Source organism: Psychrobacter aquaticus CMS 56 (genome assembly GCF_000471625.1).
GTDB classification, from domain to species: Bacteria; Pseudomonadota; Gammaproteobacteria; order Pseudomonadales; family Moraxellaceae; genus Psychrobacter; species Psychrobacter aquaticus.
In genome coordinates, this window is sequence record NZ_AUSW01000035.1 from 331,746 (window position 1) to 346,448 (window position 14,703).

Sequence of the window (14,703 nt, forward strand, 5' to 3'; positions counted from 1 at the left end):
TATGTCTCATTAACACCTATTATTGGTTTGCGGCTAGACACCTTGACGCAATATGATATTGAACTCTTTACTAATCAGCTCAAAATCACTGAATTTCTTCGATCTGATCATCTGATTGGCCAGACGCGTCAGCTCACGCCAGCGCGTGTTCTCCGGTAACTCATTGATCCAGTACTTAAATTCAAGACTGATTTCTATTGAGTCTTCTTCTAACAAAACCGCACGCTCTAGCTGCTCAAAATGACGACCTAATTGCCAAAATCCAGTCACCGTCGGGTGTTCTTGTTTCATAGCAGCATTACAAGCATGTAGCTGCAAGGTCGCTGCCCGATACGTGCCTGCGCTTGAGAGCCGCTTGATCAAGTTATATAACTCGGCGGTATCTTTACCAATGACGCCTTTGGCCTCCTGCACATTGTCATCAATCGACTGCACGATGTTTGGGATGATATTTTTTTCTAAATCAGACAGCATTTGCGCTTTCATGGTTCTAAGCGACTCATCTTCATCTACATCAAAACCTAAATGGCTGATTAAGTGCTTCACTTGTGATTTTTTGAGATCATCTTTGATGAGTTTTTTCATAACATCGTCATAGTAATACAGGCGCTCGCTATATCGACCTAGCCATATTAAATGACTGGCGGTGGAGAGTAGCAGTATCATTGGCGCATCATCTAGCGTTTCATAGCCAGCTTCTAGCGGTTGTACACGATTATAATAGTTGGTATGAGCTGAACTATTGGAGTCTAATGAGGCAGGCGTGCATCTGTCGGCTTGACCATTGGTTTTTTTGGTAGAGGACGGTAAATGGCTGTCATCGACGACCCACGTGTCTTTAATACCACCGCCTTGAGAGGAGTTGACGACTAGCGAGCCTTCAACCATTGCTACTCGCGTTAAGCCACCTGGCACAATGTCCACTGAGCCATCGCCATGACTGAGAACAAAGGGACGCAAATCAATGTGCCTTGGCGCGATACCGTCACTTACGGCAGTGGGGTTAGTGGATAAAGAGATGGTCGGCTGGGCAATAAAACCAGCTGGATTTTCAAGCAGGCGCAGGCGATACTCTTCGATCTCTTTTTTGGTCGACGTTGGGCCAATAAGCATCCCATAGCCGCCTGAGCCTTGAGTTTCTTTTACCACCAGTTTGTCTAAATTATCGAGTACGTATTTTAGCTCATCAGGCTTACGGCACTGATAGGTTTCGATATTGGGTAAAATAGGCTCTTCATTTAAATAGAACTTAATCATATCTGGCACGAAAGGATATAGACTCTTATCATCAGCGACACCAGTACCGGGTGCATTAACGATAACCACATTGCCAGCACGGTAGGCACTCATGAGTCCTGACACGCCCAATATAGAATCAGACTGAAAGGCCAGCGGGTCAATATATGGGTCATCAATACGGCGATAGATCACATCGACTTGTACCTTACCACGAATGCCTTGCATGTAGACTTTGCTGTCTTCAACAACCAAATCATAACCATGTACCAGTGGCACATTCATTTCATGCGCTAAAAAGGCATGTTCATAATAGGCGCTATTAAAACGTCCTGGGGTTAAGATGACGACTTGTGGATCATATTTGGACGTTGAGCTGGCAAGACAGGCTTTGAGACGGTTGGGATAATCACTGATGCCCATAATAGGGGTGTCAGCGAATATATCCGACAATAGCGTCTCTGATATATTACGGCTTTCAAGCATGTACGAGACGCCTGACGGAGTACGTAAATTGTCCTCTAAAACACAAAACTTGCCCGTCTCGTCTCGAATCAAGTCAATACCGCTGATGTGCGAGTAGATTGGCTTGTCCAGCTCAATGCCCATCATCCAAGGCTCGTAGCAGCCACTGGCATAGACGTAACTGGCAGGCACGATATCGGCCTTCATGATGGCTTGGTCATGATAGATGTCATGCAAAAAAGCGTTGAGCGCGGTGATACGTTGTTTACAACCAGCTTCTATCTGTTTCCATTCGCTTGCGGCGATAATACGTGGAATGATATCAAATGGAATCATACGCTCGATATTCTGAGCATCACTATAAACCGTAAAGGTAACCCCTTTGCGGTAAAAAATGTTTTCTGCTTGTTCATTTAAATAGTTAAGGGCGTCCATGTTGATATTGTCAAGCCAGTTACCAACTACTTGTGCAACTGGCCGATACTGGCCTTTACCCGTCTGCAGCTCATCGAAACTTTTTGCCTTTTTTTCAGACTTTGGCAAAGGTTCTTTGGCAGTTGTCACTGTAAGATTGTCGCTATCAGCATTGTGTGATTTTATGGATTGACTTTGGCTCTGACTCTGGTTTTTAGTGTTTCCTTCGTCTTTGTTTTGAGTCTGAGATTGACTTTGAGATGACTTCTGATTCATAAATACCTCACATATCCTTGTTAAAGTTATCATTTATGACAAACACACTGTCTATGCTCAGTCGGCTAGCACTTGTATTACAATCAACAGGTAGTCTATATCTTGTAATAACTATACAACGTATGCTAAACAATATACAACAAGAGTTAAGTAATGGTTATTGAGCAATCTTAACTTAAATGCAATAAATTGAATTGATGTGAGTGATAGGAGAAGAGCAGACATGAAATTCGCGGAGAGATTTTTAGCGCTGGTCAGTGTGGGATTAGCAGCCAGCATAGGTATGACTGCCTGTAGCAGCGAGCCACAGCAAGCAGTTTTGCCAGCGGGTAGTACAGTCGTTGCGCTCGGGGACTCTTTGACTTATGGTTATGGTACAAACTTAGAAACAGCTTATCCTATGGTACTGGCTGAACTGAGTACATGGAAAGTCATCAATGCAGGGGTCAATGGTGACACATCCGCAGATGTGCTCGCTCGAGTGAATGAGATTGTAAAACAAGCGCCTGAATTGGTGCTGCTTGGCGTTGGAGGTAATGATGTGTTGCAACGTCTGCCGCCTGATAAGACGCGCGCCAACATTATTGCCACTATTGATACGTTAAAGTCTGCGAATATCGACGTTGTCCTCATTGCAGAGCCATACTTTAGTACCAGTGCCTTGTTCGGTAAAGCAAGTGACAATCCATTGTACGAAGATATTGCTAGTGCTCAAGATGTGCCTTTATACTCTGGCGGTTGGTCAGCGGTACTATCAGATGACACTCTAAAATCCGATCGAATTCATGCCAATCAGGCAGGCTACCGGCATTTTGCTGAAGGCCTGTATGAGTATTTACAAGATGAAGGCATGGCACAATAAAGTTTTAGTAAAGATATGGGCAGGTAAAACAGCATTTTATCTGCCCGATATTACCCGCCCATAAAATTATTCATTCAGCAAAGATGTGCTTTCAGCGCTACTCTTAGTCTCTACTACTTTGGCTTGCTCGCGCAGCGTATCAATTTTTGCTAAGTAGTTTTGACCCAGTTCCTGCTCTGCTGAGGCGATCCAAGAGGCATATCCTGATAAAGTTTCAAGCGTTTCATCCTCACGTAAAGGCTGCCCTGAGGCTAGGTTATGAAGCGCTGCACGTAGCATACGTTTTATGTGACGCGGTACTCTTGGTACGCCTTCGCCATTGATCACCATGCCCGTCACATTGTGCTGATTGCCAGTACGAATGACACGCGTCTTATCATTGTTTAAAGTAAATCCTTCCTCACGCAAAATCTTCTGTACGGAACCCAGTAGCTGTCCAATCAACTGGTTGTGATCAGCAGGCTGGACATTAGCCTGAACATTAGCCTGAACATTATTTTCAGCGCTCGTAGAACTGACAGGTAAGCTAAACGTTAAATCATCGGCGTAGCGGCTATAGCGCAGACCAACTTTATCTGCCAGTCCTGTTAGGCGACGATCAAGGTTCAAACACACAATATTTGTCAATGCCGGACTGGTAGGCGCGCCTTGCGGTAACGCTCTGTCACTAAGGGCGACATAATAAGTTGTGCCATTTTGCTGAACGACCTGCCTTGGTGATTCCGTACATAATAAAGCCAGTAAAATGGCTATTTTCTCAGGGTAGCCTGCGTGACGAAACACGCCTTTGACGCGTCGCCAATGTACACTAGGGAAGAAATCTTTTACATCAAGCTTGATTAATAGGGCACTATTGCTGTGCACGGCTGCGTTGGTAACAATGGATTTACCGCGGACAAAACCGTGAGCTGCGCCGTGCGTCATTAAGTTATTTAAGATGTTTTCTAGAATCCAGCGCTGAACAAATTTTAGACGAGGAATAGGCGACCATATATGCCGAGGTGTGCCGTTACGTTTGTTAATCGTAAAATGCGTGTAGGGAATATTGGTAGCCACGTCTCTTTGATAGCAAAGCCCTTTTAGCTGCGGTACAGTCAGATTGACGGCTTCTGCCAATTGAGTATGTTTGCTTATAAGTGGCAGTTTGTTTTCAATGAGTCGATTGCTAGCGTCTTTGACATCCCATTTGTCCATGCTGGTATCATCTGACCAATAGATATGGCGACCCAGATAAACGATGTGCTGCGCTTTGTAAGCTTGCCATGCCTGTTTTTTGAGACTTTTTTCTTCAGCGGCTTCTTTTTTGAGGGACTTTTTATAACGTTCGCGCTCTTTTGCCGTCATATTATCAATGGGCTTACGCTCGACTATAAAGCCGTGTTGCAGCATTTGCTGCTGGATATATTGATAGCGTCCGCCAGCTTCCTCAATATCTTGCCAAAGTTGTTGCCATTGGCGCTCAGCAGGCGTCATCGTCTGCGCGGGGCTGATATAGTCGGTTTGCTGACTGTTTACTGTGCTCATAAATCATACCCCTTTATTTTCGATAAAGCCTTGAGCTTCAAATCTGGCAATGTGTTGTAAAAATGCGGCGTGTGCTTGGGCAGGTTGGTTAAATACGAACTGCTGGCGCGTACTGTCATTATCCATAATATGTTCGATCAGCACTTTTTTATGGTCGCAAGTCAAATGCACATAACTGATAGTGTGCCCAGTATGTTTACGTGTCGTCTGCCTTGCATCCGTGTCAATTGGCGTCAAACCTTGTGCAAGAGCCGATAAATCCAATATGTCATTGGCGGACAGCGTTGATCGAGCAGCATTGTTGGCTGATTGCTGTTTCGTCTTAAATACGTTTTGCGCTGGGTATGGTGCTGCTTTCTGTGATTTTTGATGATGCTTGGGAACACGTTTGCTGAGTGTGCGCGTGTCATGCCAGCTGTTTGTTTGCGTGTGGTCGTACTGATGGTAGCTCAAGCGTAGAGCAATAAGATGCGCGCATACACCTTGGCTGAGGCGATGCTGCAAGTACTGCGGACAGCTGCACTCGGCACGGCTGACCAAGCCATCCTCGCCCAGTTGCAACTGGCTGCGATAGGTGCGGCGATCTTCCTTAACCTGAATATCTGCGCTGATGGATACGCCTTGCGTCACCACGGTTTGCACGCTGAGATTTTGTACGCTATCTTCGCGGCTCACTAAGTCAAAGGCCTGTTTCTCTGCCTCGTTATGATGTGCAAACTGCGCCATCTCTAGCGGCGTTTGCGTCAGCGGACGATAGTAATAAGATTGATTGGCAATATCATAGCGAATCAAACCCTGCTGCGCACCTGATAGCAGCTGCTGGCGTACATAACTGGTTGTAATGGGGTTGTCTTGCGTACTTAAACGCTCGCTCAAAGCATCAATACCGCTTGGCTGTTCGGCCAGTGCTTGCATCAACGGCAATACGTTATTGTTTTCTTTATAATCACTATCAAGCACATTGTACTGCGGACGTTTGGGCAATAGTAAATCAAAATTTAGTGACTGCGACCAATTAGCTTGGCTAAAGCCTGTCATGGCAAAGGTAAAATGAAATCCTTTACCTGTGAGCGTCCAGTAGCTTGGCATACCTTGTCCAAGCAACGACACACTAACGGTATCAGTATGCGGTAACAAGCGCTTTAACAAACTCAGACGACGGCGACCCCACAAGCGAATGAGCTTGGATTTTTGTCCTTGATACGGGGTTTGCTGGCGACTCACTTGGCTGGTGACGGCGATGTCAAATGGCTCTAAAATTATCACGGGTAGCTGCTGCGGTATCAGCTCGATTAATAAGCCGCGGCGCTTACCCTTGATATCGGCATGCATGCGCAGCTCAAACAACACGTTGTACAAAGCAATAGGGTCGAGATCAATACGCTCTTTGGCCAGCTGACCTGCTGACTGTACTTGCAATAATGCCCGTATCCAGCTTTTGGGCACATTGATGCGTTTTTCGATGACTTCATTTTTGTCTTCAGGTTCGCCGTCATCTGTCTCTGAGGATTCTGATCGTTGCAAACGCACAGCCTCTTGACCAATATCTAACGTGGTCGTCTGATGATCACGAATCTGCTCTATACCGTCAAACAAGGCGCTGCTGTAGTCGATACTGGTGGTACCTAGCACCGTATCAGAGTCCATTTCAAACAAATCACGCTGCAAAGTCAACTGCGCATAGCAGCCTTCATCACGGCTAAACACCTCAAAGCTGACACCCTCTTGATGCACTTGAATGATAGGGTCAAGGATACAAAAGGCGAGAGGATCGTTATTAAATAACCACGTGAAATAATCACGCTGGGCAGAAAACAAGTTTTTGTTGCGACTGGCACGGCGCATTTGCCTAAAAACTGTATAAGCGGCGCGATCTTTTGGTACATAGCGGTAATCGCTACTGACCACGTCAAATAAGGCGAGCAAGCTGTCTCGAAACACAAGCGGATCTTTGACTCTGCCATGAAAACTGACTGCATCGCGATGCATCTGTGTAAACAGCGCCACATGTTGGGTGTGATCAGATTGATTATTCTCAGATAAGCTCACATGGCTGGGCGCGGCATACTGTAGCTGCATCATCATGCCATTAGCACTATTAACATGGTCTGCTGGCGTGCTATCTGCATTTTGCTCGATTGTGTTTTCTACTAGATTATTGGTCATAATGATGTCCTTCGACCTGATTCTGTTGCTTGGCTGTCCGCTTTGTATGAGCGGCCTTCAGCACCTCTATATTTGGCGCTTGTGGGCGTTTTTGCTGCGCACGTTCCATACCCCGTTGCCAGCGCCGCAAAACTTTGTAAGCCAGTTTTTTCAGCTCAACGTCAGTATGGTGGTCAGCACTAGCAATTGTATTTATTAGAGACTCAAGCCACGTGCCAATCTTGGGGTCGTGCAGCTGTCCGAGTGCTTCGATGGCACCTACCTGTATTGACGTATCAACGTTGTTGCCCTGCGCACAGTGATATAGCGCGGCGGCGTCTTTTGCTTTTATCCATACCAGTAGCTGCTGGTTTAGGTTTGTTTGAGGCGTGTCGGTAGGCAGTGTTTTTGTTTCATTTAGTTTGACCGATTGATCGCCTTGCAAACTGAGACGCTCAAGCAAGGTAGACAGTAGGGCTCTATTGTCTGCCGCCAGTTGTACTATCTGGGCATTTGCTATGGTCGTCAAGATTGGCATCAGCTCAATAAGCAGATGATCGTCGTTTTCTTGCCGTGCCAGTAGCCCCAATAAGGCTTGCTGCCAATACTGATTGACCGCAGTGGCAAGCGTGGTGACGCTACTGATGACAGGTGATGACAGTTGCGAAGCTAACCACTCAAACACTGAATCACTGGGTGCGGTGTAGCGACAAATGAGCCATAACAGCGTGGTGATAGTGTTCATCACCTGCTGCACATCATTTAGCCATGCAGTATGACTCATCATCGCTGATTGCGCGGTGACGCTATCAAGTAAGGATTGCCATTTGTGCTGTGCGGCTGTCAGATAGCGTTTGCAGGCGGCTTGCATCTGCGTATCGAAATACTGGCTAGGGTACTGTGTTAAATAGCGCAGTCCCAAATGCTGTATCTGCGCATCAGAGCTATCAATCAAACTGCCCAATTGTGACGGACTCATCTCAGGTTTCGCCAGTAAGGCGTTTTGTAGGGTGATACACGTCTGCGTGGGCAGTTGGTGGCTATACTGAGTGATAAATGGTGCAAGCGTATCAATGCTGCTATGCTTGACAATACGTTTTAAACTAAGCGTTGCTAAGCTGGCAGCAAAATCTTCATGGATGTTTTGTATTGCGGCCCAATCGTATGGATAAATGTGATCAGTACGGTCACCCCACAGGTTTTGCGCGGCCGTATAAGCGGCTTCCAGTATCGCTTCATGATTGGTATGTTGGCTAAGAATATCTATCAGTAACGCCTTGCTCGCCTCACTGTCGTGATGCGCTAGTAGCGAGATGGCATGTTGCTGCGGTGCAAACGGTAATTGCTCAGACAACTGACGCTGTATATAGCGACGAATCTCTGCCCAAGCGGCGGCTGTGTTTAGCCAACGTAGCCCATTTAGCCAATGAGTGATCGCAGGATTATAAGGCTGCAATTCAGGGTCTGATAACTGCGATTTTAATAATGCAAAAATCTGCGCACTGTATTCAAAGTGGCCACCATGAGCGATATGTCCCAAGGCTTCACAAGCCACATCTTGTAAATAGTGCTCATTCTCTTCTGCCAGTTTGATCAACTTATCATAAGCCTTATATAGCGCAGCTGTCGTCTCAGTCGTTTGGCTTAAAGGCGACTGTGCTGGCATGTCTGCTGGCTTAACGCGCATCATCTCGCCGATGGCAAGTACGCTACGGCGGCGAACACTACCATCGGCATGGTAGTCAATACTGGCCATTAAGGTGCTCAATCCTTCGCTATTGCCGCAGTGTGCCAAGCCCTCTGCTGCCAAAAACGGTACTTGTGCCTCTTTATGTGACAGCGCTTTTTTGAGTATGCTTTTTAGTATACTTGCATTGTTTTCACGTTTTTTAACACGGTAAGAGACCGCTTTGATCAGGTTTTGAACATATTTGTCGGGTAGCTGGTCATAAGATAGTGCCAAAACATTATCGATACGCCCCGCGATATCATTTCTATCCTCAGCATCATCTGGCATGCTCACGGCAGGCATCCAAGCCAATGATCTGAACAGCTGGGCGGCATGTGCGTAGTCGGCATAGCGAAGTAATAAAGTAAATAAGGACAATAGCGCTTCAAGGTCTCTTGGGTGCTGGCGTTGCAGCCAGCGTAAGTCTTTATGCTCACTCAGATAATCGTCAATGGGTTGATCATAGCCACTTATCATCACTAATACGTCAAACAGCTGCTGGCGCTCTTGAGGTGCGTCGCTCTCCGGATGCTCAAACAACTGTTGCAAGCGTTGCCGTAGTGGCGCGGCCAAATTCGTATCGCGAAGCGCGGCAATACACCTGTATACGTCCGCGTTTGACAGCCTGATCGATGAGTTGTCCAGTAAAGCAAGCAGTTGACTGTAAGTCGTCTGAGCGACTTGCTCGATCGCATTTTTATCAAAATTCTCAATCTGCGCCGCTCTAATACGCTGATAAGATTGCAATGCTTGAGTGATGAGAGAGAGTACTTGACCTTGCTCATGCTTGCTCGTACTGTCCACTAAAAAGACAAATAAATCGTCAATCAGCAGAGTATCGCTAAACCTTGTATCAGCAAATAATACCTCATCAAAATCGATGAGCTGCATAAAGGTTTGATAGCGTGTTTGCCAATCATGACAATGGCGCGCTTGTAATAAAAAGGTCAACTTGTCTTGGCGCAATGCTTGCTCTGATAATATTTGCTCAGAGGCGTTGGCTGCTAGGGCGGCTTTGTTAGAGGTGCGCGTTGTGACCTGACGCCACTCACTAACCAGTTGTCGCAAGAGTGGCAGGCTCTCGGTTTTCAGCGCCATTAAGCTGGCTGGCAAATGACCCAGACGCTCTTTTAGTAGCTGGTAAGTCTCTTCTGCCAAGAGCTCATGATTGGTGGTTAGCAAATTGCTCAGTTGTTGATTGCTGGCGTCATCTTTGTTGTCAATCACGGTCGATTCAGTCTCTAGGCTACCAATTAGACAGTGCAAACCGCGCTTGACCATATCGCGATAAGGCGCGCTCATTGCATGTTCTGCCAGTCTTGATGCAGGTATGGGCAGCTGAGACAAGCAGTCCCAAACCAGCTCACGTGTCTCAATATGATGGCGGTGCAATAGGGGCAACAGCACACGACTGACACTGTCTGACCAGTCCGTCGCCTCCATCACCGCAGGTTGATAGTCGTCGTCTGATATGCTGGCTGATACCGTGTTTGATACTACAGGCTGCGTAGTAAGCCACATGAGCCCGCGAATGGCTTGCTCTGTGCTGCTGTGATTATCCTCGCTTTCACGAATAACACCAAGCCATGCACCAAAAGCCAGTGTTTGATAATCATAGTCAGTAGCTGTGTTGCTCGCACTTATTTGGTTAAGATCATCGATATGCTTTGGGCAGTGATGACGCTGAAGTAAGGCATTGATGCTGCGCTGCCACGTTTGTAGGGCGGTAAGCACTTGTGCCTCTTGGTCATAAGGTCGTAGCGTCAATAGATTCGATAAATTGCACAACACCTGCACTGCGTGAGCGCGTATTAAGGGCTGCTCGTGCTGAGTCAAATATGCAAGCTGCTGTAAGCTGTTGATATCCACAGTACTGAATATGCTGGCACGCGCGTCAATAGTGTTACACGCGTTTACGCCGCTGGTCTCTGATAGCATCGTCAAAACGGTTGGGTGCGCAGACAAAATATTGCCAATCTTTAAAGTAAGGTGTTCACTGAGATATTGCCAATTGGACATCATAGGTAGACCAAAGCGCGCCAAAATATGAGCATACACAACGGCGGTATCATTATCTGCAAAGCTAAGCGCTTCTATTAAGCGCTTAGGTCGGGTAAGCGGCGCTGCTAAGGCATCAAATATCAGCAATAATCCGGCAGCAGGCGCATAAGATTGGTTGTCAAATAACACGTGCAGTTGCTGAGCTTGAGTAATACCCAAACCCGATCGTGCTTGCAGCCACTGAATAGGACTCATAGGCTCGACAAGATGGCGCAAGCTATCATTATGGCTGTCACTGGTACGCGCACCATTACTCGCGGTATTGTTAAAAAAGTGCTGCCCGCGACCATCGCCCCAAACCGCCAAGGCCAAACTGGCGGATTGACGGACGAGGGGGCGTTCATCTTTTTGCCATGTGGCCAGTAACTCGGCATCTTGAGCCGTGGTAATGTACATAAGCTTAGGTGCAAGCCCTTTAAAATCGGCATCAGAATGGTGTAGATAGCGTGCATACCAGTCCAAGGCGTTATGGTTTTTTGGATCAGAGAGTGCGGCCAAACCAGTCAGCGCTTCGGTGATATGCTGATGCCACTGCTGGTAATCGTCGTTGTTTTTACTTTTGCCCGTGGATATGGGCATATCTTTGTTCAGGTACTGTGTAAATACCTCATAAGCTTTTGTTTCGTACTGTGCTTTTATGGGCTCGGGGTAGCTACTGGCTTGACTTGCCAGCAATTTGGCAACGGTCAGCTGAATATCAGGGTAAGGGCTATTTAATCCTGCGTTAAGTAACGCCTCATAATCGACCAAACTGATATTATTGTCATTTGCAGCATCATCTGAGCTGTGATTGGATAACACACCGCTGTCGGTTAGGGTTAAAGCGACCTCTAATGCCTGTTGGCGCAAATCTATACTATTGTCTGCCAATAACGCCATTAAGGCAGGCATTAGCGCACGTAGCTGCTGTTTACTGGCTTTGGCTTGTAAATGATTAAGCGCCAAACGTTTGGTATCGAGATGAGGGCTGGCAAGCGCGGTCAGTAGCAGATTGGTGAATCCCAATCGCTTGCTGTTTTTAAGCGCGGTATCAAAGGCTTGCTTACGAATATTGGCAAAGGTATCTGCAAGCAGTAAGGTCAGTACGGATTGATTAATGTCTACATCGTCTGGATTCTCACCCGTTTTTGATGGATTTTGTAATAGCAATCGCTGCCATTCTTCTAGTGCTACTTGATGCACGTCTTCAAACAGACTGTGCTGTAGCTTTTCAATCATACTGATGATGGCGGTTTTGGAGGCGCGTTCAAGTGCTCGATTAAGCAGTACTTTAACCACCTCGAGACGGATGCTAGTAAAGGGATTATTCAGTGCCTGCTCTAATATCGCGCTCATGCTGGGTGAGTCAACGGACTTTTTTTTGTTATTAAGTACTTGCGTTAACAATATCGCAAGCGCGCGCTCATGAATGTCTTGATGCGTTGAAGCAAAACCAAACGCTACCCAAGATAAGTCATCATTCACCAACTTGCCCAAGGCACTCATGGCTACTTGGCGTACGCCAGCATCGGCATCGTCAAGCAAGGTAGGCAAAATGGCTTGACCGTCGGCGATCTGTAGATGGCCGAGCGCTGCCGCGACCCCTGTACGAACGAACGCATCATTATCATGATGCATAAAACGTATTAAGGTGCCAAATGCGCGTTTATCCTGTAAACAGGCGAGTGCATAGGCGGCGCGAAAACTGATGTCGTCGTGGCGGTTGCTCAGATTTTGTAACAGCGGATCAAGGCAGGAGTTGCTGAGTATGGGACGTGTCAATACGGCCGCGTTAGGTGTATTTTTTGATACTTCTTTTACTTTTTTCGCAGGTGTTTGCTCTGTTTGCGTGACAAAATCTTGCGTACTTAGGGCAAGGCTAACAGCTTGGCTATTAGGTGCATTTTCAGTGACGTTGTTATTATCCGTATTTTGGCTGTTGTTTTGATGCTCAAGACGTGTACCTATCTTGGTATTTAATAGCTCATAATGATCTGTCGTACGCTTATCAATTTTTAAGTTATCAAAGACCGTACCACGCAATAAGCGAAAATCATCAAAGTCAGTTAGGGTGCGCAGCAGTTGTGTATCATTTTGAGCATTAGCTTGGTGCTTTAAGGCAGTAATAAGCTCAGGCTGCGCCAGTAAAGCGGTATAAAAGGCAGTTTGTCTAACGTCAGTTTGATGATGACCTTGTAGCAACATCAACTGGCGCGCCACTTCTGGGTGGTCTAATAAGCCACGCTGATATAGCCGAATCAGTCCTGTCTGAATGGTATCAGGATAGCGGCTGTCCAAAGCCATAAAATCCGCTTTTGGGCTGGCGTCTGGTAGTAAATACTCAAGTGCTGCTAAGGCTTGGCGGCGAATGGGTAGCATAGAGTGCGACAACGCACCCTGCAAAATCGGTAAAACACGGCGTTGTCTGTCCACGTCACCAATGGCAATTTTTAGATAGCCTTGTAGCGCTGCACTAATGACATCTTCATTAGTGCGACTAAGGGCATACTCTAAATAGGCTGGCAAGGTGTGCAAGCTACTGGTATCAGCGGTAGCCGCTGCTAACCCATCAAATGCTGCAAGGCGGACACTGCTGCTGCGTGCTGAACCGAGTTGTTCCTCAAGTATCGGTAAACGCGCCGCAAGTTCTGTACCTGCCAGCCATTGCACCAGCTGTAATGCACGGCTGGCGCTCAAGCCATTGCTGCGATCTGCCAGAATGCGTTCAATCAGCTTGAGGGTCTGATGATCGACTTGTGATTCAAGCAGTGCGATACCGTCTAAAAATGCCGCTTCACTATTATTGCTGCTGTCGGTTAGTAGCTGCTGAATGCGATGATAACCGTCTTTAATGACATGGGCGACCGTCAGCAGCTTACCGTTTTGCTCTTCATCAATGGGTAAAAAACGCAAACTTTGATCCGTACCAACGGCAAGTAGCGCAGGTTTTTCTGCATAGCTTGTATATGCCAGTCGCTGCGTTTTACCAATGTCTTCCTTGCAAGTGCTTGGTTGACCTTTCTCAAATGCCCATGACTTAATACTGCCATCATCTGCACTACTAAATAGGCGTGTATCTGAAACACAAAGCGCGGTGATCATTTGACCATGATGGCTGGACTTGGCTCTATCTATCGCCTGTAGCTCCCCTTGTACATGGGTGCGATAAAGATGCTTGTCTGTACCTGACCGAAAAAAAATAATGACTGATAGGCTCAAAACATAAGGCATTGACGCGGCCTTGGTGTAGTGGCTTACTGCTACTTTGTATCAACTGAGCGTTGGTATTCGTATTATCATCGCTATTTATCCATTGATAACTGCTGACGATACCCAGATCATCTCCTACCACCAACCATTTACCATCGCTTGAGGTAGCAAGGGCGGTGGCGCGCTGTGGCTGATTGTCAGAATAAGGCTGTACAATAATTCTTGCACCTGTCGCTCCTACTTGCGCTGACGATTGTGAAGAGGCGTTACCAAAAAACGGACAAATGACAATATGGTGAGGATATAGCACGATGACAGCTTGATGCAGCGTGCTCATAGCAATGGCTTGTGGGGATTTATCTGCTGGCAAATATGCAGACGCTGCGTCTTTGGTATTATTTGCCGTATCAGTAATAACTGTGAGTAACGAATCAGTACTGATTTGATTGATAACCTCTGCCTGCCAGTCAGTCTCATATAAATGACCGTTACAGCCGAGCATGATGATACTGTCATTGGCAGTAGTAATAATGGCATCCATCGCACAAGGTAAAGCTGTTGTTGATAAGCTTACTTGTGCACCCATATTATCGAGTCGATACAAGGTTGCATTGTTAGTAGCCATATTATTACCGTCAGTGCCTAATGACTGGTGGGTGATAAATAAACTGCGACCTTGCGTGCTTGGTAACGCTGATGACTTTGTGTTTTTTGATACGTGCTCAGTATCAGGCTGTCTGCTGACCAAGCCTATGATATGACCCCAATAGGGCAATGTGGTTGTGTTCATGATCTGATCTCA

At 46.6% G+C, this 14,703-nt stretch carries 6 protein-coding genes; 1 reads left to right on the forward strand and 5 read right to left on the reverse strand.

The features are described 5' to 3' along the window. Positions 1 to 33: 33 nt before the first annotated feature. Positions 34 to 2,391, reverse strand: a complete 2,358-nt coding sequence (locus M917_RS14565; RefSeq protein WP_021815370.1) for a circularly permuted type 2 ATP-grasp protein — start codon at positions 2,389 to 2,391, stop codon at positions 34 to 36. Between the two features lie 223 nt (positions 2,392 to 2,614). Between M917_RS14565 and M917_RS13155 the strand changes: the two genes are divergently transcribed. Further along, complete coding sequence (locus M917_RS13155; RefSeq protein WP_021815371.1) at positions 2,615 to 3,253, forward strand: GDSL-type esterase/lipase family protein; 639 nt, start codon at positions 2,615 to 2,617, stop codon at positions 3,251 to 3,253. 66 nt (positions 3,254 to 3,319) lie between these two features. Here the strand turns inward: M917_RS13155 and M917_RS13160 are convergent, their stop codons facing one another. The 4 genes from M917_RS13160 to M917_RS13175 are packed head-to-tail and all read right to left on the reverse strand — an operon-like array spanning position 3,320 to position 14,691. Continuing rightward, complete coding sequence (locus M917_RS13160; RefSeq protein ID WP_021815372.1) at positions 3,320 to 4,777, reverse strand: reverse transcriptase family protein; 1,458 nt, start codon at positions 4,775 to 4,777, stop codon at positions 3,320 to 3,322. 3 nt (positions 4,778 to 4,780) lie between these two features. Further along, positions 4,781 to 6,943 (reverse strand): hypothetical protein, encoded by a 2,163-nt coding sequence (locus tag M917_RS13165; RefSeq protein WP_021815373.1) that lies wholly within the window; start codon positions 6,941 to 6,943, stop codon positions 4,781 to 4,783. Continuing rightward, complete coding sequence (locus tag M917_RS13170) at positions 6,933 to 13,922, reverse strand: HEAT repeat domain-containing protein (RefSeq protein ID WP_084606263.1); 6,990 nt, start codon at positions 13,920 to 13,922, stop codon at positions 6,933 to 6,935. The genes M917_RS13165 and M917_RS13170 overlap by 11 nt, the downstream gene beginning before the upstream one ends. Next, complete coding sequence (locus tag M917_RS13175; protein ID WP_021815375.1) at positions 13,819 to 14,691, reverse strand: hypothetical protein; 873 nt, start codon at positions 14,689 to 14,691, stop codon at positions 13,819 to 13,821. Before M917_RS13175 ends, M917_RS13170 begins: the two co-directional genes overlap by 104 nt. Positions 14,692 to 14,703: the final 12 nt, after the last annotated feature.

Bases quoted from the DNA above. Each gene is read 5' to 3' on its own strand.
- M917_RS13165 (WP_021815373.1), bottom strand. From the start codon at position 6,943: ATGACCAATAATCTAGTAGAAAACACAATCGAGCAAAATGCAGATAGC.
- M917_RS13155 (WP_021815371.1), top strand. From the start codon at position 2,615: ATGAAATTCGCGGAGAGATTTTTAGCGCTGGTCAGTGTGGGATTAGCA.
- M917_RS13175 (WP_021815375.1), bottom strand. From the start codon at position 14,691: ATGAACACAACCACATTGCCCTATTGGGGTCATATCATAGGCTTGGTC.
- M917_RS13170 (WP_084606263.1), bottom strand. From the start codon at position 13,922: ATGCCTTATGTTTTGAGCCTATCAGTCATTATTTTTTTTCGGTCAGGT.
- M917_RS14565 (WP_021815370.1), bottom strand. From the start codon at position 2,391: ATGAATCAGAAGTCATCTCAAAGTCAATCTCAGACTCAAAACAAAGAC.
- M917_RS13160 (WP_021815372.1), bottom strand. From the start codon at position 4,777: ATGAGCACAGTAAACAGTCAGCAAACCGACTATATCAGCCCCGCGCAG.